The sequence below is a fragment of the Anaerosalibacter sp. Marseille-P3206 genome, assembly GCF_900155565.1.
In the GTDB taxonomy this organism is placed as follows: domain Bacteria; phylum Bacillota; class Clostridia; order Tissierellales; family Sporanaerobacteraceae; genus FUHM01.
Genome location: NZ_FUHM01000002.1, coordinates 1,510,494 through 1,533,514, shown reverse-complemented (window position 1 = coordinate 1,533,514; position 23,021 = coordinate 1,510,494). Strand labels below are relative to the sequence as shown.

At 31.9% G+C, this 23,021-nt stretch carries 27 protein-coding genes and 1 other annotated feature; of the genes, 4 read left to right on the top strand and 23 right to left on the bottom strand.

The genetic code is table 11. The features are described 5' to 3' along the window. Nucleotides 1-68: 68 nt before the first annotated feature. The 13 genes from spoIIR to BQ9840_RS08755 all read right to left on the bottom strand — a co-directional run bounded on the left by spoIIR (nucleotide 69) and on the right by BQ9840_RS08755 (nucleotide 12,730). Nucleotides 69-692 (bottom strand): stage II sporulation protein R, encoded by a 624-nt coding sequence (spoIIR, locus tag BQ9840_RS08810; RefSeq protein WP_077369434.1) that lies wholly within the window; start codon nucleotides 690-692, stop codon nucleotides 69-71. A gap of 91 nt (nucleotides 693-783) precedes the next feature. Continuing rightward, nucleotides 784-1,914, bottom strand: a complete 1,131-nt coding sequence (locus BQ9840_RS08805; RefSeq protein WP_077369433.1) for a Ger(x)C family spore germination protein — start codon at nucleotides 1,912-1,914, stop codon at nucleotides 784-786. Further along, entirely contained in the window at nucleotides 1,905-3,011 is a 1,107-nt protein-coding gene (locus tag BQ9840_RS08800; RefSeq protein ID WP_077369432.1) for a GerAB/ArcD/ProY family transporter, read from the bottom strand. Before BQ9840_RS08800 ends, BQ9840_RS08805 begins: the two co-directional genes overlap by 10 nt. An 8-nt stretch (nucleotides 3,012-3,019) precedes the next feature. Then, nucleotides 3,020-4,456 (bottom strand): spore germination protein, encoded by a 1,437-nt coding sequence (locus BQ9840_RS08795; RefSeq protein ID WP_234978669.1) that lies wholly within the window; start codon nucleotides 4,454-4,456, stop codon nucleotides 3,020-3,022. Between the two features lie 56 nt (nucleotides 4,457-4,512). Further along, nucleotides 4,513-4,731, bottom strand: a complete 219-nt coding sequence (locus BQ9840_RS13105; RefSeq protein WP_369800191.1) for a CLC_0170 family protein — start codon at nucleotides 4,729-4,731, stop codon at nucleotides 4,513-4,515. 50 nt (nucleotides 4,732-4,781) lie between these two features. Then, nucleotides 4,782-5,651: a 4-(cytidine 5'-diphospho)-2-C-methyl-D-erythritol kinase gene (gene ispE / locus BQ9840_RS08785; protein WP_234978640.1), complete on the bottom strand. Its 870-nt coding sequence runs from the start codon at nucleotides 5,649-5,651 to the stop codon at nucleotides 4,782-4,784. 77 nt (nucleotides 5,652-5,728) lie between these two features. Beyond that, a complete protein-coding gene (locus tag BQ9840_RS08780) occupies nucleotides 5,729-7,276 on the bottom strand; it encodes a DUF3794 and LysM peptidoglycan-binding domain-containing protein (RefSeq protein ID WP_077369428.1) in 1,548 nt (515 codons plus the stop codon). Between the two features lie 119 nt (nucleotides 7,277-7,395). Further along, nucleotides 7,396-7,674, bottom strand: coding sequence for a Veg family protein (locus tag BQ9840_RS08775; RefSeq protein WP_369800190.1), 279 nt, complete (start codon nucleotides 7,672-7,674; stop codon nucleotides 7,396-7,398). A gap of 127 nt (nucleotides 7,675-7,801) precedes the next feature. Next, complete coding sequence (locus tag BQ9840_RS08770) at nucleotides 7,802-9,124, bottom strand: N-acetylmuramoyl-L-alanine amidase (RefSeq protein ID WP_077369426.1); 1,323 nt, start codon at nucleotides 9,122-9,124, stop codon at nucleotides 7,802-7,804. Nucleotides 9,125-9,235: 111 nt separating this feature from the next. Then, the gene (gene mgtE / locus BQ9840_RS08765) at nucleotides 9,236-10,573 is read right to left on the bottom strand and encodes a magnesium transporter (RefSeq protein WP_077369425.1); all 1,338 of its coding nucleotides are present in this window, start codon (nucleotides 10,571-10,573) and stop codon (nucleotides 9,236-9,238) included. Nucleotides 10,574-10,766: 193 nt separating this feature from the next. After that, a complete protein-coding gene (locus BQ9840_RS08760) occupies nucleotides 10,767-11,807 on the bottom strand; it encodes a P-loop NTPase (protein ID WP_200804906.1) in 1,041 nt (346 codons plus the stop codon). Between the two features lie 106 nt (nucleotides 11,808-11,913). After that, entirely contained in the window at nucleotides 11,914-12,207 is a 294-nt protein-coding gene (locus BQ9840_RS13100; RefSeq protein WP_369800189.1) for a HesB-like protein, read from the bottom strand. A 142-nt stretch (nucleotides 12,208-12,349) separates the two neighbouring features. Beyond that, nucleotides 12,350-12,730 carry a phage holin family protein gene (locus BQ9840_RS08755; RefSeq protein WP_077369424.1) on the bottom strand — a complete coding sequence of 127 codons (381 nt, stop codon included), beginning with the start codon at nucleotides 12,728-12,730 and terminating at the stop codon, nucleotides 12,350-12,352. Nucleotides 12,731-12,875: 145 nt separating this feature from the next. Between BQ9840_RS08755 and BQ9840_RS08750 the strand changes: the two genes are divergently transcribed. Continuing rightward, nucleotides 12,876-13,058: a DUF1858 domain-containing protein gene (locus BQ9840_RS08750; RefSeq protein WP_077369423.1), complete on the top strand. Its 183-nt coding sequence runs from the start codon at nucleotides 12,876-12,878 to the stop codon at nucleotides 13,056-13,058. Between the two features lie 53 nt (nucleotides 13,059-13,111). Here the strand turns inward: BQ9840_RS08750 and BQ9840_RS08745 are convergent, their stop codons facing one another. Together BQ9840_RS08745 and BQ9840_RS08740 are read right to left on the bottom strand one after the other, a co-directional pair. Beyond that, entirely contained in the window at nucleotides 13,112-13,342 is a 231-nt protein-coding gene (locus BQ9840_RS08745; RefSeq protein ID WP_077369422.1) for a glutaredoxin family protein, read from the bottom strand. Nucleotides 13,343-13,421: 79 nt separating this feature from the next. Continuing rightward, nucleotides 13,422-13,646 (bottom strand): glutaredoxin family protein, encoded by a 225-nt coding sequence (locus BQ9840_RS08740; protein WP_077369421.1) that lies wholly within the window; start codon nucleotides 13,644-13,646, stop codon nucleotides 13,422-13,424. A gap of 168 nt (nucleotides 13,647-13,814) precedes the next feature. On the opposite strand from BQ9840_RS08740, the gene BQ9840_RS08735 reads away from it, so the two are divergent. After that, a complete protein-coding gene (locus BQ9840_RS08735) occupies nucleotides 13,815-14,096 on the top strand; it encodes a late competence development ComFB family protein (RefSeq protein WP_159436130.1) in 282 nt (93 codons plus the stop codon). A gap of 34 nt (nucleotides 14,097-14,130) precedes the next feature. Here BQ9840_RS08735 and BQ9840_RS08730 read toward each other — a convergent pair whose 3' ends face one another. The 6 genes from BQ9840_RS08730 to metG all read right to left on the bottom strand — a co-directional run bounded on the left by BQ9840_RS08730 (nucleotide 14,131) and on the right by metG (nucleotide 19,727). Continuing rightward, nucleotides 14,131-14,460, bottom strand: coding sequence for an ArsR/SmtB family transcription factor (locus BQ9840_RS08730; protein ID WP_077370140.1), 330 nt, complete (start codon nucleotides 14,458-14,460; stop codon nucleotides 14,131-14,133). Between the two features lie 61 nt (nucleotides 14,461-14,521). Continuing rightward, entirely contained in the window at nucleotides 14,522-15,544 is a 1,023-nt protein-coding gene (locus BQ9840_RS08725) for a hypothetical protein (RefSeq protein WP_077369419.1), read from the bottom strand. A 27-nt stretch (nucleotides 15,545-15,571) separates the two neighbouring features. Further along, nucleotides 15,572-16,441: a 16S rRNA (adenine(1518)-N(6)/adenine(1519)-N(6))-dimethyltransferase RsmA gene (rsmA, locus tag BQ9840_RS08720; RefSeq protein WP_077369418.1), complete on the bottom strand. Its 870-nt coding sequence runs from the start codon at nucleotides 16,439-16,441 to the stop codon at nucleotides 15,572-15,574. Next, a complete protein-coding gene (gene rnmV, locus BQ9840_RS08715; RefSeq protein ID WP_077369417.1) occupies nucleotides 16,434-16,979 on the bottom strand; it encodes a ribonuclease M5 in 546 nt (181 codons plus the stop codon). Before rnmV ends, rsmA begins: the two co-directional genes overlap by 8 nt. Before the next feature lie 18 nt (nucleotides 16,980-16,997). Next, nucleotides 16,998-17,765, bottom strand: coding sequence for a TatD family hydrolase (locus tag BQ9840_RS08710; RefSeq protein WP_077369416.1), 768 nt, complete (start codon nucleotides 17,763-17,765; stop codon nucleotides 16,998-17,000). A gap of 12 nt (nucleotides 17,766-17,777) precedes the next feature. Continuing rightward, nucleotides 17,778-19,727, bottom strand: a complete 1,950-nt coding sequence (gene metG / locus BQ9840_RS08705; RefSeq protein ID WP_077369415.1) for a methionine--tRNA ligase — start codon at nucleotides 19,725-19,727, stop codon at nucleotides 17,778-17,780. A gap of 37 nt (nucleotides 19,728-19,764) precedes the next feature. After that, nucleotides 19,765-20,005 (bottom strand) — a binding site (T-box leader). Between the two features lie 129 nt (nucleotides 20,006-20,134). On the opposite strand from metG, the gene BQ9840_RS08700 reads away from it, so the two are divergent. Both BQ9840_RS08700 and BQ9840_RS08695 read left to right on the top strand, forming a co-directional pair. Continuing rightward, nucleotides 20,135-20,512 carry a hypothetical protein gene (locus BQ9840_RS08700; RefSeq protein WP_077369414.1) on the top strand — a complete coding sequence of 126 codons (378 nt, stop codon included), beginning with the start codon at nucleotides 20,135-20,137 and terminating at the stop codon, nucleotides 20,510-20,512. Nucleotides 20,513-20,802: 290 nt separating this feature from the next. After that, a complete protein-coding gene (locus tag BQ9840_RS08695; RefSeq protein WP_077369413.1) occupies nucleotides 20,803-21,831 on the top strand; it encodes a 3D domain-containing protein in 1,029 nt (342 codons plus the stop codon). 39 nt (nucleotides 21,832-21,870) lie between these two features. Here BQ9840_RS08695 and BQ9840_RS08690 read toward each other — a convergent pair whose 3' ends face one another. Both BQ9840_RS08690 and BQ9840_RS08685 read right to left on the bottom strand, forming a co-directional pair. Then, nucleotides 21,871-22,392: a spore maturation protein gene (locus BQ9840_RS08690; protein WP_077369412.1), complete on the bottom strand. Its 522-nt coding sequence runs from the start codon at nucleotides 22,390-22,392 to the stop codon at nucleotides 21,871-21,873. Beyond that, nucleotides 22,389-22,967 (bottom strand): nucleoside recognition domain-containing protein, encoded by a 579-nt coding sequence (locus tag BQ9840_RS08685; protein ID WP_077369411.1) that lies wholly within the window; start codon nucleotides 22,965-22,967, stop codon nucleotides 22,389-22,391. The genes BQ9840_RS08690 and BQ9840_RS08685 overlap by 4 nt, the downstream gene beginning before the upstream one ends. Nucleotides 22,968-23,021: the final 54 nt, after the last annotated feature.

Below are 23,021 nucleotides of genomic sequence, written 5' to 3'. Positions count from 1 at the left end.
CAAATAACTTATTTTTATGCAACGAAAAAGCAAATGAGTCAAAGGACCGTCCCCCGACTCACTCTGACTCACTTCATTTTTGCAAATTTTATTTTTGTTTTTTCAAATAGTTCTACAACTTTTGATTTGAGTACTATCTGTTGCTTTCCATTCTTTTTTCCATTGTTTAAATCATAATTTACATTATTTACATTTGTGGTTGTTTTACTATGAGTTATATCTACAAAACATAGTGGCGGAAACATTACACACCACCAGTTTTTACCTTTCCCCTCTCCTATAATTACTTTCAATGCTTCATATTCTCCTGCGGGAAGAGTTAAATCTCCATAGCTCTTTGTGGGAAACTTGTCTTGACATAGTGTAGCAACTACATCATAGTTTTTGCCATTTTTATTTATTTCATCTTTTGCTAAATTTTCTATTTTATCTATATTGTGTTCAATTATTTGTCTTGAATTTTCTATACTTGTGGATTGGGCAAATTTATCTCCCATTTCTTCTAATATCTTGTCTCTTATTTTAAGTTTTAAGTTTTGATCTTCTGGAGAATCACTATTAGCTATAACATGAAATCTAATCAACTTATCATTAATCTCTTCATATTCACATCTAGGTTCATATATATAGGGATGTACTATGTATACTATAGTGATAATGAACATGGACAATATTAAAATTATTTTTTTCATTTCATTGCCTCCTCTAAAACCAAACTATTACTTTTTCTCTGTTAATTGTAAGTATTAACAATTTTGTTTTTTATATTCAACTTTTCTACATTTATTTAGTTAGTCCAGTTCTTCTTATTTTCGCCACTACATTTACTTTGATATCGATACTTGGGAAAATTTCATCCCATTCATCCTTTACAACTTCCCAAATATCTGGCTGGAATTTACATAGATATTCTCCAATTCCCAATGCATCTGCATTGTATTCATTTTGAAGCTTATTTACTACATTTTGTATTTCTTTCTCAATTTTCTTTTCTATCTCTTCTTCAAGATTATTTATGAATTTAATATTAAAAATGCTTATATCTTCCCCTAATTTGTATTGCTGCAAATAACCTTCTAATGAAATATTTAAATTTACCTTTAAATTATCTTTTTCCTTTGCAATTTTCTTATTAGATATGTGATCTGTAATTACATATGTACCAATAACATCATTGTATTTTACATCTATAATATCCGATTTAAAATCACCTTTAGCTATTGCAATAGCTCTATTTTCTTTTTCCCCAATCCAACCTATTAGCTTATAATCCTTTAAAATCCCCGCTCCAGATAATTTGTATTCATCCTTTTTAGGTACAGCTCTTGGAGCTAGGGAAGCCCTTGAAAACTGAAAATCTTTCATTATACTTGAAAAAGTCCGCTTTGTAAATCTTGCAGCCACTTTATCATTGTTGAGCATACTATTTAGTTGTCCTCCTATGATGGCTAATTCTTCTACTTTTGTAGACAGTACATCCTTAGCACTACCTTGTGCTACTATTATGCCAATTTTTCTATTCATTCTAGGGTCTCTTGCCAATCCATCAAAATATTCTTTTATAAGATCTGGGTTTTTAAATAGTTCTTCTCCTATTACAAACACTTTTAAATGTTTTAGATATATAGGATTTTGAACTCTGGTGGTCAATTGCCTACTGCCATCAGATCCTGCTATAGCAGTTGTGGACTTTATTATTTTCGTTTCCTTTTGACTTGGATTCTTCCCTAAAGCACCTATATTTGGATATACATAGGTCACTAAATATCGACCTTCTGCATTTGGATCTGTATTCAAATCAAGTCCAACTGCAGTGACAAAAATCCTTTCATTTATTTCTACAGAATCCCAGCATCCTGTTAGAAATATGATTGTTGAACTTAGTATTATAAATAGTATTTTCTTTATGTACATTTTTCTCTTCTCCTCTTTATAAGTGCAATTATATATAATATGGTTGGAAATATGGCTACTACTAATATCCCCATGTATTTTGATATAACTTCCATATAGGTATATACTTCAATTAAGTTTTGAGGTATTAAAGATAGTACAAATATTATTGGTATTGCAGGTAATACAAATATATTGTGCTTTTGGGTATTAAACATCTTTGAAAGTATAACGCTTAAACTATATAGATATGGTCCAATTGTAGCAAATACAACTAATACCCATGCTGACAATATAAGTCCATCTACATTTTCAATAAAAAATCCTGGAAGTTCTATCTCCCTCATCATAGATAGAGATGGCCAAATTTCCCGTTTAAGCTCATATACACCAAATTCAGCAAGGGTAACAAAAAACATAACTAAATATATAATAATCACATATGAAATAGCCCTAATACTATATCTTACAGATTTCTTTCCTTCACCAACATAGGCCATAGCTATAAGCATTATTTCATAACCTGAATAGCTAAAAAACACTATTCCTACCCCTCTAAATATATTTTTTAAATCACCAAAATTGAATTTAAATAGAGGAAGTATATTAGTAAAATCTATAGCAGGAATAGCTAGAATGGTAAACAGTAGAGTTATTATTATGATAATAGGCAAAATCAAAACCGCCATTCTAGCTAATGACTCAATACTATTTCTAGCTATGTAAGAAGAAGTAAAAAGCATAGTAATTATAATCACTTCTGTAGGAGTGTCGTTCAAAAGAAAAATCTTTATAGCTTCTGCAAATACTCTAACTGTAAAAGCCACAATGATTAAAAAAAAGCATGCATATATGAAGTTGATAACATTAAATAAATATGGTCCTATTATGTCCTTGCCAAAATCATAATATATTCTTCCCGGATACAATCTGTTCAGTCTATTCATTATGTATATAAATGGTATGGCTAGAAGTCCTCCTAATAATATTACAAGCCAGCCATCATTACCTAATATATTTGCTGCTACAGAAGGGACAGTTAGTATTCCTACTCCTATGACTGAAGTTATTATCAATGATTCAAGTTGATTTAATGAAATGTTGTTTTTTCTATTCATATTATCACCTATTTCATTCTCCTTTTATCTCTAGGGAAAGTAAATTTGGGTCTATATTTTAGGTCTTTTATAGGCACTTTGATTAAGGTATCTTTTATATCACCATCTGAAAGCCCTAATCCTGAATATGGTGAAGCAAAAGGTATTCCAAAGCTGTTTAAATTGACCATATTTGTAGCCATTATAATTACACCTAACATTACCCCATATACACCTAATACTGCTGCAAATACCATTAGTATGAATCTATAGGTTCTCAATGCAGCTGAAAGTTCATAGCTTGGCAGGGCAAAAGTAGCTATAGCAGTTATCGCCACTACAATTATCATTAAAGGGCTTACAATTCCAGCTTCAACTGCAGCCTGACCTATTATTAAACCACCTACTATGCCTATAGTGGTTCCTATTGGTCCAGATATTCTAGTTCCCGCTTCCCTTAAAAACTCTATTGTAAGTTCCATCAAAAACGCCTCTATCACAGATGGAAAGGGTACATTGACTCTAGTAGCTGCTACATAAAAAGCAAGTCTAGTTGGTAATACTCCAGGATTAAAAGATGTAACAGATATAAAAAGAGCAGGTGATAATACTGCAACAAATGCTGCTAAATATCTAATAATCCTCACAATAGTAGCTATAGGCCATCTTGAATAATAATCTTCAGTAGACTGCATAAGTGTACCTATAGTTGCAGGAGCTATCAACACAGAAGGAGTATTGTCTACTATCAGAGCTATTCTCCCCTCATATAGAGAGGCAGCCACAGCATCAGGCCTTTCTGTATTCTCTACTTGGGGAAAAGGTGAATAAGGATTGTCTTGTATGAATTCCTCTAGTATAGAGCTTTCAATGATAGCATCTACATCTATATTGTCTAGTCTATTGTTTACTTCTCTCAAAAACATATCGTTTGCAATATCTTCAATATACATAACAGCTACATCAGTTTTACTCCTTACCCCAACTTTATGCATTTTTACTTTAAGTTTAGGGTCTTTAATACGCCTTCTAATAAGAGAAATATTAAATTTTAGTGTTTCATTAAAACCATCTCTTGGACCACGATATGCTGTTTCTGATGATGACTCTTCAATGCCTCTAGTAGGCCAGCCCCTTGAAGATATTATTATGGTGCTATCACATCCATCTATTAATAATGCTGTATCACCAGATAATATCGCATCTATAGTATCTTCCATTGTGTCAGATTCACTAACTTCAGCATTAGGTAAACTTCTTGTTGTAATATCCTTTAATAAATCTTGTTTTACAATCAATGGAGTGGGGTTTACTTCTCGCACCCCTATCATTAAGGGCATCATAGTAAATTCACTAATAAGCTTTTTATCGATAAGACCATCAGTATAGATAAGTGCTAGAGAATATTCTTCGTTTACACCTACTTTGAAATCTCTGTATACAACATCATCACAGTCTTTTAAGATCTCCTTTATATCTTCTAAATTTTTTTTAAGCTTTTTTGAAAGAATAATTATCCCCCCTAAATTTTCTTCAATAATATATAAATTATAGGGCCTAATATTATGTAGATTATTGATATTGCCTTTGCTATATTTGCTTCTCTATTGAAATTACCTTTTTTAAGTTTTGGAATGTCAACCACCAATGTGAATAGGCTTACAATTAACATTATAAAAACGAGATAATAACTAAAAAACCCTTTTATTATTGAAAGAACCCTTAAAAACAAAATTTCCACTCCTTTGTACGAACTATATACTTATAATTCGCAAGAAGTGGAAAATTTATTCAAATAGTTTTAGTTATTATCAATGTTTTAACTTTTTTTTCTAGACTTTTTTTACATTTTAGTAAGTCTTCTTCATTATCGAAAAATCCAAATACAGTTGGACCACTGCCACTCATAAGGCTACCTAAGGCCCCAAACTCTAGCATCTCATTTTTTATATCTTGTATTTGGCCATGTTCTCCAATGGTAACTTCCTCCAATACATTGACCATATTCTCTGAAATAATATTTAGGTCATTTTTATCTATTCCCAAAAGCAACTTGTCCATATTAGGTCTATTAGCTATATTATCGATTTTCAAGCTACTATATACATGAGCTGTAGATACTTCTATTCCAATATTAGCCAACAAAACCAAATGACCAGAAAAATCTTTTAAACTTATAAGTTCTTCTCCTATACCCTTTGCTAGTGCTGTGCCTCCCATTATACAAAAGGGCACATCAGCACCTATTTTCACTCCAATATTCATTAGTTTCTCTTTGGACAATTTAAGTCCCCATAGTTCATTTAATCCTATAAGAGTTGCTGCAGCATTTGTACTTCCCCCAGCTAGTCCAGCAGCTACTGGTATGTTTTTTTGAATCTTTATATGGACTCCTCTTTTTATACTATACATATCTCTCAATATCCTATATGCCTTATAAACTAAGTTTGTAGAATCAGTAGGCACTTGGGGATTGTTACATTCTATAGTTATACCTTCTTCACTATCTCTTAATACTACTTTATCTTTTAAGTCTATGGATTGCATTATAGTTTCTATGTCATGATATCCATCTATTCTTTTTCCTAGTACATCTAAGGATAAGTTTATCTTTCCATAGGCTTCTAATGTGATTGATTCCATGCTAGTCTCCTTTTCCATTTACTTTTAACATAGTTATTATATCACAAAAATAAGAAGACGGGGATGATTCTTTGTCCCCGCCCGCCTATCACAGTTTAAAAACCAAGATCAATAATCTTTTCTATTATTATCTTTTCTCCAGGCATCAAATTATCTGGTGATGAGATATTATTTGAAATGATTAAATCTTCTACAGTAGTATTATACCTCTTTGCTATATCCCAAAGAGTATCATTCTTTTGAACTATATATATAGTTATGCTAGGTCTGTTTCTCTTATTAACATATTCTTCAGTTTCTATTAAATCCAATATGATATTCAATTTCTTAGTTCTATTAAGGGATACTACATTTTGAAGATGAACTTCTACTTCTAAATTTTCATCCTCAATTTTGTAGTCTATCTTCTCTATCACAATATCTACATCTGCCTTCATGGTTTTGTCTATACCTTCTACATCTAAATAGGTTTTAAATGGAATCTCTTCTACTATAGATTTTACTTCTTTTGATAGAGAATCTAGATATAGTACATTCATTGACAAAAGACCTTCTAATACCACTTTGTCTTCAATTATTCTACAATCTAATAGATTTGGAACTCCTTCTACATTGTAAACTTCCCTAAAGCCTGTTTCTTTGAAAGTTTCAGTTATTATTTCTTTTGTCTTTAATCTTTTTATATTTTCTCCAACTTCTATCTCTTCTGTTGTTACATTTATCAATTTCTTAGTAGAATATGCATCTAGCACTAACTCTTTTTCTTCTATTTCATAAACCTTACCACTTACTTTTACTTTTACTTCTAAGTCTATTATTCTTAGGTTTCCTTCTATATCTTCCTTGACTTCAAAATCTCCATCCATTATTTCAAGTTTTACATCACAATCTGCATCTTTTACCGCACCTTCTACATCTACAAAGTGATTGAAATTCACTTCTCTTCTCACTGTATTGAGCTTTTCACCGCCATAATATATAATAGCTGCTTCTATAAGCCCTGATACTATTATCTTGTCTTCAACTACCTTTGTCTCCTGTTCATAGATATTTGTGTCTAATTTCAATACTTCTTCAATGTCTGGCATAGCTTCTTTGATTTCAAAAGCTTCTTTTATTTGAGCATAAGATTCATTTGCTCCTAACAGCCTATTGTATCTTACTTTTTCCTTTAAAGTTTGAAGTCCATCTCCACCTACAATGTCTTTTACGATTTCAATTGAGTTTATTCTTTTTACTTTGGATGATAAGTTTATTAATGCTTCTAGTATTATCTTTCTTCCTTCTATGGTTTCATACTCAATGTGTTCTATCTGTGGCTTTACTGTTGCAATCATTTCTTCATCTATTCCAACCATATTTATCTCTTCTTTAAAGTCAACTTTTGTCTCTGTTGTTACTATTGGAATATGTTCATCTTTAGATTTGTAGATAACTTTAAGTATTAAAATTCCATTTACTATTACCATGTCTTTAACTATCTTTACATTCATTATTTCTACTTTTCCGTCAGTCCACAATATGTTTTCTATTTCAGGCTTTGATTGATTTAGATATATTTCTGTTTCAACTAAGGTTTGGACACTTTCCGAACCCTTTATCTCATCGACTTTTAGAATATCTTTAACTAGTTCTGCTGGCATATTATCCCCCCTATATCCATTTATACATCCTATGAGAAAATATATGTACAAATGTCCCAAAAAATTACTAATTGGAGGAAAAAAAGTCGGACAGAGAATATTCCCTGTCCGATTTAAAATTAACTTATTTTGATTTTTCTCTCTTCTCCGTCACATACCGTTACTTCAACTGTTTCAGTCAATATATCCGAATAAGTATACGATACTCTTCTAACTGAGTCATATTGATTAGATATCTTTACAACAAATATACTGGGATAAGCGCTCTCTAATATTCCTTCCTTTACTGCAATCTTTTTTCTACCTTTGTTAGCTTTTAATATGACCTTTTTGCCTACTGAATCCTCTACATCCTTTTTAATTTTAGTTAGGGAATTCCTTTCTAACAAAGACCTCACCTTCCTTTGATTTCTCCCCTCTTTTAAGGGGGCTAGAAGGAGTGCAATAGGACACTCATGTTAGTAATTATAACATAGATTGTCCGGTTTGTCAAATAAATTATTATACTACTAATAAGATGACTTGTCAACGATAATAGGGCAAAAAATAATTTTCAAAATATTCTAATATACTTTTGCTTATAACTTCTGCGATATTATCTAAATATTTCTCATCAAAGAATGTTTCTTCTTCATATTCATTTGATAAAAACCCCAATTCTATGATCATGGAATTCACACCTATATTTCTAAATAGGGAAAACTTCCCCTCTCTTACACCTCTGTTGACAATATTCATTTCTCCTTCTAAGTTTTTCTGTATAATATTGCCCAAGTTTTTGCTCTCCACATCTCCTCTGTAGTGATAAATTTCACAGCCTTTCATATTTGAATTAGGAAAATAATTCATATGAAATGAAATTAAAAAATTTGGCCTAATATGATTTGCAAACTCTACCCTTTCTTTTAACAATACTTCTCTATCTTCATCCCTCGAAAGATAAACCACAGCACCTAGTGCTTCAAGTTTATCTTTTACAGCTTTAGAAACCTTAAGAACTATTTCGCTTTCTTTTAAACCTAATTTTCCTATATGTCCGAAATCTTTACCACCATGACCTGGGTCTAATATTAATACTTTCCCTAAAAGTGGGTTTTTTATACTAGGAAGAACATATTTTTCTATTTTTACTCCTGTATAATAGTACTTGAGAATTTCATCAAATGAAAATCCTCTTTTGGCCATTTCATTGCCACCATTTTGGCAAAAACCCAATCCATGACCCCTACCAATAGAGGTCAATTGTATATTTAATGGAGAAATATAAAATCTAGTAGATCCTAATTCCAGCATATCCATTAACTCTGTGCCAGTATATTCGACCCTTCCTATAGTCAATCTTTTGACTCTTCCCTCTTCATCTCTATCTATATTATCAATAAAACCAGAAATTTCCCCTTCATGAGTGTTCTCTTTAGGAATTTTTGCTTTTAAAATTCTCTCCAAATCTTCAATACTATATTGTTTTGAACTAATATAATTTGGAGAATCTTTGCAATAGTCACAAAGGACTTTCCTCAAATAAGTAACACTACAATCTAATACATCTTCAGAATTTTCCGTACTTCCTCCACAGCTATCATGATAATAGGCCATTATAGGGTTTCCTTCAAATGTAATGATTAAACCCTCTGTTTCATCTACTGCTCTATTAATTTTGTCTAAATTTATACCACTATAATCATCCCAGTCGTCTCCATTATTTATGGAACTTCTGAGTAAGTTATTTCTTATCACAATGGCTTGAGCTTTCAAACATTCTATATGAAAATTTATATCAATCTGTGTTGGGAGTAACAGTTTCACCATTTCTTCAAGGGGTTTTTCTGCAAATTTAAAATCATACATATTAAAGCCCCCTTTAATATAACTCTTAATATATATTATGTATTTATAGTTTTAATGGTGATTAAAAAAACTGAGTCAGGGGACGGTCTCCTGACTCAGTTTGGCTCACTCTCATATGTTTAATATAGCTGAAGCAATTGTAAAATATACAGTTAAACTCAATGCATCCACTATGGTTGTAATTAGTGGTCCAGCCATTATAGCTGGGTCAATTTTCATCTTTTTTGCTATGATTGGCAACAATCCACCAATCATCTTAGAAACTACAACAGTTACTACTAAGGTTACTGAAACTGTAAATGCTACAAGAAAATTAACTTTTTCAAAATAATATATTCTAGCAAAATTAACTATAGCCAAAATAATTCCAACTATGGTACTTATTCTAAACTCTTTCCATATTACTTTTCCTGCGTCTTTTAACTCAATTTCCCCTAATGCCAAACCCCTTATCACAAGGGTTGAAGATTGGCTACCTGCATTTCCTCCAGTGTCCATGAGCATTGGAATAAATGCAGCTAACAATACTGAAGACTCTAATACACTTTCATACCTTTTGATTATTCCTCCTGTAAATGTGGCAGAAACCATTAAAAACAACAACCATATTATTCTATGCTTAGCCAAAGTAAATACACTTGTATCGAGATATCTTTCCTCTGATGGTGACATAGCCGCCATCTTTTGAAAGTCTTCAGTACTTTCTTTGTCTATAACATCAACGATATCATCTACGGTTATAATTCCTGTAAGTCTACCTTCCATGTCAACTACTGGAAGAGCTATAAAACCATAACGTCTAAACACATCAGCTACAGTCTCTTGATCATCATGAGTGTTTACATATACTACATCTTCCTCCATTATGTCTTTGATAAGCTCTTCTTCTTCTCCTACTACAAGTTTCCTAAGAGAAACTATTCCTTCTAATTTCCTATTCTTATCGGTTACATAACAGGTATAAACAGTTTCCTTAGAAAGCCCTATGTCCTTTATATGAGCTAATGCTTCTTTTACAGTCATCTTCTTTTTCAAATCTACATACTCAATAGTCATTAAACTGCCAGCAGAATCTTGAGGGTAGTTTAAAAACTGATTAATAAGTTTGCGTTCTTCAGCACTTGAATTACTAAGAATTTTTTTCACTACATTAGCTGGCATCTCTTCTAATAAATCTATCATGTCATCAAAGTACATTTCATCTACTATAAACTGTATTTCTTTGTCTGTAATATTTCCGACTATCTCTTTTTGTTTTTCACTTGGAAAATATGAAAATACTTCTACCGCTAAATCTTTAGGCAACATTCTAAACAACATAAGTGCTGTAGTAATGTCTATTTCCTCTAAAAACTCTGCTATGTCTACTTCTCTCATATCTATGAGTTCACTTCTAAGTTCACGATACTTTTTATCTTGCAAGTATTGTTCTAAAATTCTTTGATCCATTATTCTCCCTCCTTAGAAGAACCAATGAAAAAAGGTAATGTTCATGGTTCTTCCCTTTATTATGTTGTTCTCCACACAAATAATCCCATAAGGGCCCAGAATCCACGACCATCACCTCCAATATTTTTCTTCTAGGGTTGGATATAACCACATCTATAGATTATTATATAATAGAAATTTTTTCAAGAAACTATTAAATATTTTTAATAATTTTTTCTCCAATAGCCTTATAAATACTGCCAATATTTGATTCTAAATCTGATGAAGGAAGAACTCCTTTGTCACTACTTTCTCTTATAGTCTTAAGAAGAGGTATCTCTCCTAGGAAGTTTACTCCTAGTTCATTACTCAATTTCTCTCCTTCTCCTTGACCAAATATATAATGCTTTTCATTACAATTATCACAGATAAAGTAAGACATATTTTCAACTACGCCAATTATTTCAGTATTTGTCTTTTGAGCCATAATACCCAATCTCTTTGCTACGCCTTTAGCAGTAATCTGTGGAGTTGTAACTATTAAAAATTTAGAATTCTTCATTTCCTGCATAATACTTAGAGGTATGTCTCCTGTTCCTGGAGGTAAATCTAATAGTAGAAAATCTAATTCTCCCCAATGAACCTCGTTTAAAAATTGATGTAATACCCCAGTAAGTATTGGTCCTCTCCAGATAAGAGCTTCATCTTCTCCTACTAAATTTCCCATAGACATTATTTTTACTCCTTCTTTTTCTACAGGAATAATAACTTGCTCTCCTATAACTGTAGGTCTTTCATCCTTTATTCCCATTATTTGAGGAATACTATATCCTAATATATCTGCATCTATTATACCTACATTGTATCCCATCTTACTTAAAGCAACTCCTAAGTTGGCTGTAACTGTAGATTTGCCAACTCCTCCCTTTCCACTTCCAATAGCTAAAACAGTTGTATTTTCAAAACTTCTCACCTTTTGTTCTGGCACTCCAAATATTTTTTCCTTTTCTTCTTTTGTCATCTCTCCAAATTCTACTTCTACACTTTTCACTTCATCTAATGCACTTACTTCTCTTATTATATCGTCTTTGATTGTATTTTTTAGCGGACAACCCATTGTTGTCAAATTCACTACTACTTTTACATGACCCTTTTCCTCTGAAACTGACTTTATCATATTTAAGTCTACTAAACTTCTTTTTAGCTCAGGATCATTGACATTCCCTAATGCCTCATATATTTTGTCTATATTCAAATCTATCACTCCTTATTTTTTCCTTACACATTATTATATACACAAAAATAGTTTTTTTTAAATAGTTTTAGACAAAATAAAAGATAGGCCTTGCCTATCTTTTATTTTAGCAGGAAGAACCTCCCCTACCAGCTCTTATATTAAATCCTCTTCTCAACCAATTATTAGAATAATCTATGTTGAAATCATCGAAGTTTGCTCTCATATCCTCGTCTAATAAAAATGTAAAATCATCTACCTTGATAACTTCATCTCTATCTTTTTGCTCATCCAAAGCAATACCAAATGTTGGTCCACCTCAGCCCATGCCTGCTATATATAGCCTCAATGACTTGTTATCCTTTGATTGTAATTGTTTTCTTAACTCTTCTTGAGCTAATTCTGTTAATTTTATATTCATAATTTATTCCTCCTTGTTTTCTTTTTTATTATATACCCCCTATAGGTATGTTGAAACATATTTTATAATATTATTTTTGGATTGTCAATTATTTTTATACTGAAAAAAGGCCCCTAGCTAAATTTAGCTAGAAAGCCTTTTTTTACATCCCTTGTTTTCCAGGGATTATTGCATCTATTATTCCTATTACTAAAGCACCTATAATGGCACCCCAAAGAGATATATTAAATCCAGGTACAATAAACTTTGTAACATATAATATGATTGCAGATACAATGAATCCTGTGATTCCTCTTCCAAAAGGAGAAGCATCTATGCCTGCAATCTTCTGTACAAAGTAATCTAATAACGCTATTACTATTGCTGCTAATATTAGACTCCATAGATTGTTAATTGAAAATCCGGGAGTAAAGAAAGCAGCTACCCCAACTACTATGGCTGTGATGAGAATCCTAAGTAGTATTTCTCCTATACTGATGTTCTTTGTATCTCTTGTTTTGTTGTTGTTATCATTGTTATCCATTTTAACACCTCCTGTTATAATGTTCTCCATAATTAATTTTTTTATGCTTTTTAATTTATTTTTTTAAAAAAATTAAAAAGGGTATAATAATTATGATTAGTATGCTATTATATTCATAAAGTTATTTTAAGGGAGGAAAAAAACAATGATAACTAAAGATGTGCTTATAGGCGAATTAATTCGTCAAAAACCAGAAGCTATAGAAATATTAATGAGATTTGGCATGGGATGTGTAGGTTGTCCATCAAGCCAAATGGAATCACTAGAAGAAGCAGCTATGGTTCATGGATTAGATCTAGAACAATTGCTTAGAGCATTAAACCAATAGAAAAAACCACCCCTGTTGAGTATGCGTACTCATTAGGGGTGGTTTTTTGTTTTTTACTTTTTAAGGAGATCTTCTATTCTTTCCCTATCAAATCCTACAACTTCTTCTCCATCAATAAAAATTACTGGTACTCCCATGTGTCCCATAGACATTAATTCTTTTCTTGCATTCATATCAGTTTGAACATTTTTTTCTGTAAATGGAATTCCCTTTTGATCAAAGTATTCTTTTGCTGCTACACAATGTGGGCAAGTATTTGTTGAATAAATAGTTATATCAGCCATTCTAACTCCTCCTCTATATTTCACATCTTTTAACTTTATATATAATATACCCCCTATAGGTATATTTGTCAAGGGGTAATTATCTTATAATTTTATCTATCTTTTCTTTATCAAATCCAACGATTTCTTCTTTTCCTAAAACTATCACAGGAACTGTACGGTATCCCATAGACAATAGTTCTTCTCTAGCTTTTGAATCCTCTTGAACATTTTTTTCTTCGTATTTTATTTTCTTTTCTGAGAGATATTTTTTTACCTTAGTACAATAAATGCAAGTATCTATTGTATATATTGTAGCATTCACAACAAAAATCTCCTTTCTTATAGCTTATAATGTTTCAATTTTATAGTACCCTATTTAATATATATTTAATCAATATTTGGAATTCAACATATTAAAAAATATTTTGACATTTTTCTTATACCCACTATACAATTAGTTAATTATATGATAAAATTATAATTTAGTTAATTGAAAAGGGCTGATGTATTAATGGTAACAAATTATATGGAAATATTGGTTTCCGAAGTGCTTAATGAAGTAATTGATAATTATGACATTTGTAAATGTGATGATTGTATTGATGACATAAAGTCTATTGCCTTAAATAATCTAGAGCCTAAATACTTTCTCTCTTCTTCAGAAGAAAGTGAAAAAAAGACCTTTATTTTAAATAGGCAAAAGAGAATTTCCGTTTTAGCAAAAGTTGCTGAATCCATACAAGAAGTATCTAAAAATGAGCACAACAAATGAGTCAAGGGACGGTCCCTTGACTCATTTTGTATGTTTACTGATGGTTCACGTGATCTAATCCCTGTCTGAATAATTCAAGTACATGGTCATCGTCCAAAGAGTATATAACCATTTTCCCCTCTTTTCTAAATTTAACTAACTTTAAATTTCTCAATATCCTTAAATGATGTGATATTGCTGATTGAGTCATGTCCAAGACTTGAGCTATATCACAAACACATAGGGAGTCTTGAGAAAGAGCATATATAATATTAAGCCTTGTTGGATCAGATAGTGCTTTGAAGATTTCAGAGAGGCGAGTTATTTTTTCATCATCTAATGAACTTATTTCGTATATTTCTTTTTCATTGGTTTCTCTTTTCATTTTCCCATTGCAACTAAGCAATATACCTCCCTTCAAAAGCTTTGACTATATTATACCATAATTAACAAGTAGGTATCATAGGATTTATAGTATACATTACCTTTCCTGTAAGGGGATCAATGTATATTAGCCAATATCCAAAGCCATCCTTTGATTCATACCATGTATTAAACCCAGTTGCTCCTCTAAAAGGATGTTCTAATGTAGTAAAACTTCCTGGCACACCGTAGATATAGTATCTAGCATCTCCATTTACTTTATAGATTCCAAATAAATAGTGTTTGTACTTTTGTATTAGATATTGACAAGTGGTTGTATTTTGCATATTAGGATAATTATGATACATATTTAGAAGATAATTATAAAACGGCAAAAATCCCCTATGTATGTTCACTCCATCTGATTCTATTCTCCACCAATCATATCCATTTAATTCTACATTGAATGGTTTTACATATGGGAAAAATCTCAAAATGCTCAATACATAATCAGTCATTTGAGATTTGAATTTTGTGTGAGGAGGTTTGTCTTTTTCCTCTACTATTTCTTCTTCATAATCTTCTCTTGGTTCAATATATTCTTCAATAATTTCTTCAACAATCTCTTTTACAACTTCATCAGGCTCTTTGATTTCCTGTTCTACTTCAACTTCCTCCACTACTTCTTCATCATCTTGTACCTCTATATTTGAAAGATATTTCTCCAAAATTCCTCTATCATTTTTAATATGTCCAATAAGTAAAACTTGAGTTCCTCTTCTCAAAACTAAACCAGTATAATTTTCAATAGGATTATTTGAACCTTCCACATTTCTAGGATTAAAGTATAATTCTACTGAGCCCTTACCTATATCATCTGTAATCACCTTGCCAATGAGTGTCTCTACAATATTTTCTCCTTCTCGTCCAATTAAATAAATATTGTAATAATAATCGCTTTGACATCTTTCCACATTTACACTCAAATTCCCCTTGTTTTCTCTTACTTCTAATAGTCCATGGCCCTTAGGGTTTATACCTGAAATGTTTGATTTGTCGTTTTTAAATATAATATATTTTCTAGTATATATGAATTCTCCAGACAAGAATATCCCTCCTTTTAAATCTTATTATTAATATATGTTAAAAGGAGGGAATAGTGAACTAATCTTTGAAAATTCTTCTATATTTAAGTTTTCTGCTCTCTCTGTTGGGCTAATTCCTGCCTTTTCTAAGATTTCTCTAATTTTTTCTTTTTCCATATTTAATCCTTGGGAAAGAGAATTTAATATGGTTTTTCTCCTCTTTGAAAAAGCAGCTTTAACTACCTTAAAAAAGATATCTTTATCTTTGAGAGCTATTTTTTCCTTTCTCATCTTAAGACGTATAACTGCAGAATCCACATTTGGCCTTGGCATAAATACATTTTTAGGAACTGTTAGGACTATTTCCGGCTCTGTATAGTACTGTACAAATACAGACAGAGAACCGTAGTCTTTGCTTCCTGGAGAAGCGCCCATTCTCTCTGCTACTTCTTTTTGAACCATTACCAAGATACTGTCTACATCTATTTCTTCTTCCAAAAATCTGCTTATAATTGGAGTGGTAATGTAATATGGAAGATTTGCCACTACTTTAATGCTTTTACTCTCAAATTTCTCCTTGAAAAGTTCTTGTAAATCAAGTTTTAGTATATCTCCATGGACAATCTCTATATTATCATAATCAGTTAGAGTTTCTCCTAGTATTGGAAGTAGTGTTTTGTCTATTTCTACTGCTACTACCTTTCTAGCACGAAGGGCTAGTTCTTCCGTCAATGTACCTATTCCAGGGCCTATTTCCAAAACCTCATCATCTTTAGTGATTTGGCCTTCTTCGCAAATCTTTCTAACAATATTTCCATCTATAAGAAAATTTTGCCCCAAACTCTTAGAAAATCTAAATCCATATGAATCTATTATCTCTTTTATATAACTAGGAGAGTAAAGTCGTTTTTCATTCATTTCCTCTATTCATCCTCTCCAATGCATTTAAGAATTCTTTTCTCGTAACACCATAGTTATTGAGTCTATTTAAAAACTGTTTTGTATTGCCATAGCCTATGCCCAATATCTTTCCTAAGGTTTCTCTTCTCTCTCTTGCATTTTCTTCACCTGTGAGTTCATATTGTATCATGTCTCTTTGGGTAAATTCTATTCTCTTTTCGGTGACTATAGGTCTTGCCTTGTTTATAGCTTCAAGTATATCTTCGCTATTGGCATTTTCAACACCAATATCCCCATTTTTCATAGCTTTTCCCTTAGGAAGAAAAGCATGCTTGCAATTTTTAAGCTTTTTTGAGATTTCTCTTCTTATCTTATCTCCTGCAAAATCTGGGTCTGTAAGGATTATAACTCCTCTTTTCTCTGAAATGACCTTTAGATTCTCTAGAAATTCTCTATTGAATCCATAGCCTCCCGTAGCTATTACTTCTGCATCTACTGCTCTCTTTACAGCTTGAATATCGTCTCTTCCTTCTACTACTATTATTTCCTTTATCAAGTCAATCTCTCCTTAATATTATCTTAGATTGAATAGTCTTTTGGTGTTTTCACTAGTAGCTCTAGCTATCTCTTCAATGGTCATTTCTCTAAGTTCTGCTATCATAGCTGCTACATGTCTAACATAAAGGGGTTCATTTCTTTTACCCCTATAAGGTTCTGGAGTCAAATACGGTGAATCTGTTTCCACTAATAGCCTATCTAGTGGTACAGCCTTAGCCACTTCCTTAGGAGTCTTAGCATTTTTGAAAGTCACTGGGCCTCCAAGAGATATATAATAGCCTAATTTTATATACTCTTTCATAAGCTCTACACTTCCAGAATAGCAATGTATTACTCCTGTTAGATTTCCATCACTTTGTGCTTTTATCATGTCAAAAGTCTCTTGATCTGCCTCTCTTGAATGGACAATAATAGGCAAATTTAACTCTTTTGCAAGTTCCATTTGTCTTTTAAACCATTTCCTCTGAATATCTCTAGGAGAATTGTCGTAGTAGAAGTCTAGTCCTATTTCACCTATAGCCACTACTTTTTCTCTATTTCCAAAGGCCTTTAACACTTCTATTGTGCCTTCATCCATCTCATCAGCTGAGTGGGGATGAACCCCCACTGCAGCATAGATGTTATCATATTGTTCAGAGAGCTTTACAGATTTTATACTACTTGGCAAATCTGCTCCTGGATTTATAACCATGGATATTCCGTTTTCATTTAAGGATTTGATCAATTTATCTCTATCCTTGTCAAATCTATCCTCGTCTAAATGAGCATGACTATCTATAAGCATATTTAACACTCCTTAACTTATTTGTGCACCTGAAGCTATATCTTCTAGAGTACTAACTAAGGTAAGCTTTCCATCACATGAGGCAGCTAATACCATTCCATGAGATTCTACTCCCCTTAGTTTTATAGGTTTTAGATTAGTTACAACAACTACTTTTTTGCCTAATAGTTCTTCCCTATTATAATACTTTTTAATACCAGAAACCACTTGTCTAATTTCATCTCCAAGTTTAAGTTTCAAAACTAAAAGTTTGTCTGCATTTGGATGGTCTTCTACACTTACAACTTCTGCTACCTTTAATTTTATTTTATCAAAATCATCAATAGTTATAAACTCTTCTTCTTTACTTTCTTCTTTTTCTTTAGCTTTTTTATTTTTACTTCTTTCTTTTATAAGCTTTTCATTTGCTTCATTTAGTCGAACTAATTCCTTCTTTATATCCAATCTTGGGAATAATGCTTCTCCTTTTACTACCTTTTGACCAGCTACAGTAACTCCCCATTTTGTTGCCTTTTCCCAAGATGCACTTTCCTCTGACAATCCAAGTTGTCTTACCATCTCTGTAGAAGTGTTTTTCATAAATGGTTTTATAAGTATAGATACAATCCTCAAACTTTCACATAGATTATATAATACTGTATTTAATCTTTTAGTATTTCCTTCTTTGCCAAGTATCCATGGTGTAGTCTCATCTACATATTTATTTGTTCTTCTAATTAATTTCCATACTTCTTCCAATGCATTACTAAAATTGAATTTTTCCATATAATCTTCATACTTTTGAGGAACTTCTCCTGCAAGTTTAATCAGTTCATCATCATATTCTCCAGTTTCCATAGGTTCTGGGACTACGCCATCACAATATTTTTCAACCATGGCAACTGTTCTACTAAGCAAATTACCTAAGTCATTTGCCAAATCTGAATTAAGTCTAGTTAAGAATTTTTCCTTAGCAAAAGAACCATCTTGACCAAAGGAGAATTCTTTTAATAAGAAATATTTGAAAGCGTCTACTCCATATAGCTCAATAAGAGGTTCTGGATAGATTACATTTCCTTTTGATTTTGACATCTTGTCATCTTCAAATAGTATCCAACCATGACCAAATACCTTTTCAGGAAGTTCTATATCCAATGCCATTAACACTGCTGGCCAAATGATAGTGTGGAATCTAACTATTTCTTTACCTACTAGATGTACATTTGCTGGCCAGTATTCTTTAAACCTGTCATCATTGTCTGAACCATAGCCCAATGCAGTTATATAGCATAGTAGTGCATCTAACCATACATAAACCACATGCTCATCATCAAAAGGAACTTTAACTCCCCAATCAAATGTAGTTCTAGAAACACATAGATCATCTAATCCTGCCTTTAAGAAGTTGTTCATCATTTCATTTCTTCTAGAATCTGGTTGTAAGAATTCTGGATGTTCTTCAAATAATTTAATAAGATCATCCGTGTATTTAGATAGTTTGAAGAAATAAGCTTCTTCTTTTGTCTTGTGAACTTCTCTACCACAGTCAGGGCATTTTCCATCTACAAGTTGGCTTTCTGTCCAAAAGGATTCACATGGAGTACAATAAAGTCCTTCATACATTGATTTATATATATCTCCTTTTTCATATAACTTTTTGAAAATATTTTGAATTGCCTTTTCATGATATTCATCTGTAGTTCTAATAAATGTGTCATAGGATATATCTAGAGTTTTCCACAATTCTTTTATATCCTTCACAATCTTATCCACATATTCCTTAGGTTTTACACCAACTTCCTTTGCCTTTTCTTGAATCTTTTGACCATGTTCATCAGTACCTGTTACAAATAACACATCATAACCTTGTAATTGTTTGTATCTCTTTATAGTATCTGCTGCCACTGTTGTATAAGTATGGCCAATATGAAGATTATCACTTGGATAATATATTGGCGTAGTAAGATAATATTTCTTTTCCATTTCTATACCTCCTAATATAAAAAGCCTTCATCTCTATTTTAGAGACGAAGGCTATCTTCGCGGTACCACTCTAGACTATTCAAACCTCACAGTTTGAATCTCTTTAGGTTGCATTCTACAACCTTGCAATTTTAACGGTTGCAAATCCGTCATAGCCTACTTATTTTCAGCTACAAAGTTTAGGGGCCATATTCAGCTTAATTTCAAACGCCGGTTCTCACCTAGTCCAGCTCTCTTTAGTTTTCTATTAAACTTACTCTTCCCTGCATTACCTATTACTATTATTACCTATTTATCTTATAAATATATATGAACATTTGTAAATTGTCAAGGTCAATTTTATATGAACCACTAGATAGTATATTCATATACTATTATTGAGATTAAAAAAAGGAGTTGATTTTTAAATGTATTCACCTATGAATCCAGATCCATATATGCCAGCGGTACCACCATTATATCCAATGTATATAATGGAACCAACATATGTGTCTGAACCTGTGTGTCCACAAGAACCGCCATGTATGCCTGAACCTGTACCTATGTATCCACCTTGTGAACCTATATATCCTGAGCATCCATATATGCCTGAACCTGTATATCCGCCTAATGATATGTATATGTGTCCACTAATGAGAGATCCTATGCTAAGGCAATGTGTCGAAATGTGTATGAACCGTTGTAGAAGACCAATGTATCCTGAATATCCTATGGAAATGAATGAAATAGATAATTTATCCCATGAAAATATTGAAAATTTTATCCCTCAGGATATAGAAGAATAGTACCGTTAAGCGATTTTGTAAAATATTGTTAGTAACTTTTTTGGAATTTGTGAACTGTGTTTCTAAGCTAATTGAGTTTACATGCGGCTTAGAAACACATAATTTTTTTTTGGAAATTTAAAAATGAATTTAAAATGTGTTGAATAGCATTAATTCAAATTGGTAATAATAGCTACTTATAAGGCACTTTTTCTAAATTTACTGAATCTTTTTACAAGTTACAAGGAAATTTGACAAATTATTTCATATTAAATAGAATAACATACAGTCAACTAAGAGGAGGGAAAAATATGGAAAAATTTTCAGTACCTAATAAGCACCATCTGAAAATTATTACAATCCTCGCTGTAGCAACTATGCTTATAGTTAGCATTATTGAGTACAAGACAAAAAAGGTGAATATTTGCATAGATGATAGTAAAGCAACAGTTAGAACATTTAAATCTACTGTTGGAGAACTTCTCGAAAAACAAGGAATAAAACTTACAAAAGGAGCTTATATAAATTATAAAGCTACCGAAGAATTGAAAGATGACACTACTATAGTCATTAAGAATCCTAAGACCTATAGGGTAAAAGTTGCAAATAAAGTGATTGAAGTTGAATCTACAGAGAACACAGTTGAGAATATACTTGAAAGCTTAAAAATTGATTTAGGAAAAAATGATTATACTTATCCTGATCTTAAGGAAAGAGTAAACCCTATGGATAACATTGAGGTGGTACAAATAAAAGAAACCACCGATATAGTAAAGGAAGAAATTCCTTTTGAAAACATATCAAGAAAATCTAATAAGTTGGCTAAGGGAACTACACAAGTTGTCCAAGAAGGTAAAAATGGATTAAAAGAAGTTCAAGTTAAAAAAATCTTTAAAAATGGGAAGTTAAACTCAGAAGATATTGTCGCTGAAAAAATTGTAACAAAACCAGTGGCAAATATAGTTGAAGAAGGCACAAAAGATTTTATTGTTGCCTCAAGAGGAAACTTTAGATTTAAGAGAAGTTTTGTTGTTACAGCTACAGCCTATGATTTGTCCTATGCAAGTTGTGGTAAACATCCAGGAGATAGGGGATATGGTATTACAGCTTCAGGTACTAAAGCCAGACCAGGTGTAGTATCTGTTGACCCAAGAGTTATACCTCTGGGTACAAAGCTTTATATTGAATCCCTAGATGGTACTAATGATTATGGCTTTGCTACAGCAGAGGATACAGGTGGTGCTATAAAAGGTAACAGGATTGACTTGTTTTTTACAAGTGGAGAAGCCTGTAAGCAGTTTGGTAGAAGAAAAGTAAAAGTTTATATTTTAGAAAAATAATTATGAAAAAAGTTCCTTCCTATACATGGGAGGAACTTTTCAAATTAATAAATTACATATAAATATTGATATGAAAATTGATATTACATAGGAAAGTAGTGCTGCCTTTAAAGTATGACCATAATCCTCAACTCCAATGGAGCCAAAATATACAGCCAAAGTGTAAAAAATAGTCTCAGAAGAACCCATCATTATTGAGGAAAGTCTGCCAACCATAGAATCAGGCCCATATTGAGCTATAGTATCTTTCACAACTCCTAATGCACCACTACCAGATATAGGCCTTATAAGGACTAAAGGAAGTATTTCTTTAGGTATGCCAAGGACATTAGTAATAGGGCTTAATAAATCTATAAACATATCCATTGCATTAGATCCTCTAAAAATACCTATTGAAATAAAGATGCCTATCAAATAGGGCATTATTTTGATGGAGGTTTTCATACCTTCCTTTGCCCCTTCTACAAAACTATTATAAACATCTACTCCTTTTATGTAACCATGAAGTACTATTATCAAAACCATAAAAGGTATTATACCTATTGAAATAAACTCTATCATCTTTTCGCCACCTCAAAACATTTTCCTATTATTATAGCTATTATTGTACAAAGAGTTGTTGCAACAATAGTAGGCCCTATGATATCAGTTGGATTTGATGAACCATAGTCATGTCTAATCTTTAGAACTGTCAATGGCACTAATTGAAGTGAAGACATATTGATTATCAAAAACATTGCCATAGAATTTGTAGCAACTTTTTTATCCTTATTTAAACTATTTAATTCCCCCATTGCCTTAAGACCAAAGGCAGTTGCTGCATTCCCTACGCCAAACATATTGGCTATAAAATTCATGAGTATCCATCTTTCTGCAGGATGACCCTTTGGTACTTCAGGAAACAATAGCCTTATCAATGGTCTAAAAAACTTTGCAATAGACTTAATAAGCCCAGACTTTTCAGCTATATTCATAAGCCCTAGCCAAAAGGCCATAATGCCTATGAGGCTTATAGTAAACATAACCCCTTCTTCCGCTTCACTCAAAATAATATTGTTTATCTCTCCAAGATTTCCTGTATAAACAGCATATATGATTCCAATAAATATCATCAAAAACCAAATTGTACTTATCAATTAAAAAACCCCTTTCATATTAATATATGAAGGAGTTTTTAATAATAGTATTAA

Bases quoted from the DNA above. Each gene is read 5' to 3' on its own strand.
- spoIIR (WP_077369434.1), bottom strand. From the start codon at position 692: ATGAAAAAAATAATTTTAATATTGTCCATGTTCATTATCACTATAGTA.
- BQ9840_RS08805 (WP_077369433.1), bottom strand. From the start codon at position 1,914: ATGTACATAAAGAAAATACTATTTATAATACTAAGTTCAACAATCATA.
- BQ9840_RS08800 (WP_077369432.1), bottom strand. From the start codon at position 3,011: ATGAATAGAAAAAACAACATTTCATTAAATCAACTTGAATCATTGATA.
- ispE (WP_234978640.1), bottom strand. From the start codon at position 5,651: ATGGAAAAGGAGACTAGCATGGAATCAATCACATTAGAAGCCTATGGA.
- BQ9840_RS08780 (WP_077369428.1), bottom strand. From the start codon at position 7,276: ATGCCAGCAGAACTAGTTAAAGATATTCTAAAAGTCGATGAGATAAAG.
- BQ9840_RS08770 (WP_077369426.1), bottom strand. From the start codon at position 9,124: ATGTATGATTTTAAATTTGCAGAAAAACCCCTTGAAGAAATGGTGAAA.
- mgtE (WP_077369425.1), bottom strand. From the start codon at position 10,573: ATGGATCAAAGAATTTTAGAACAATACTTGCAAGATAAAAAGTATCGT.
- BQ9840_RS08755 (WP_077369424.1), bottom strand. From the start codon at position 12,730: ATGGATAACAATGATAACAACAACAAAACAAGAGATACAAAGAACATC.
- BQ9840_RS08750 (WP_077369423.1), top strand. From the start codon at position 12,876: ATGATAACTAAAGATGTGCTTATAGGCGAATTAATTCGTCAAAAACCA.
- BQ9840_RS08745 (WP_077369422.1), bottom strand. From the start codon at position 13,342: ATGGCTGATATAACTATTTATTCAACAAATACTTGCCCACATTGTGTA.
- BQ9840_RS08730 (WP_077370140.1), bottom strand. From the start codon at position 14,460: ATGAAAAGAGAAACCAATGAAAAAGAAATATACGAAATAAGTTCATTA.
- rsmA (WP_077369418.1), bottom strand. From the start codon at position 16,441: ATGAATGAAAAACGACTTTACTCTCCTAGTTATATAAAAGAGATAATA.
- BQ9840_RS08710 (WP_077369416.1), bottom strand. From the start codon at position 17,765: ATGCTTATAGATAGTCATGCTCATTTAGACGAGGATAGATTTGACAAG.
- metG (WP_077369415.1), bottom strand. From the start codon at position 19,727: ATGGAAAAGAAATATTATCTTACTACGCCAATATATTATCCAAGTGAT.
- BQ9840_RS08700 (WP_077369414.1), top strand. From the start codon at position 20,135: ATGTATTCACCTATGAATCCAGATCCATATATGCCAGCGGTACCACCA.
- BQ9840_RS08695 (WP_077369413.1), top strand. From the start codon at position 20,803: ATGGAAAAATTTTCAGTACCTAATAAGCACCATCTGAAAATTATTACA.
- BQ9840_RS08690 (WP_077369412.1), bottom strand. From the start codon at position 22,392: ATGATAGAGTTTATTTCAATAGGTATAATACCTTTTATGGTTTTGATA.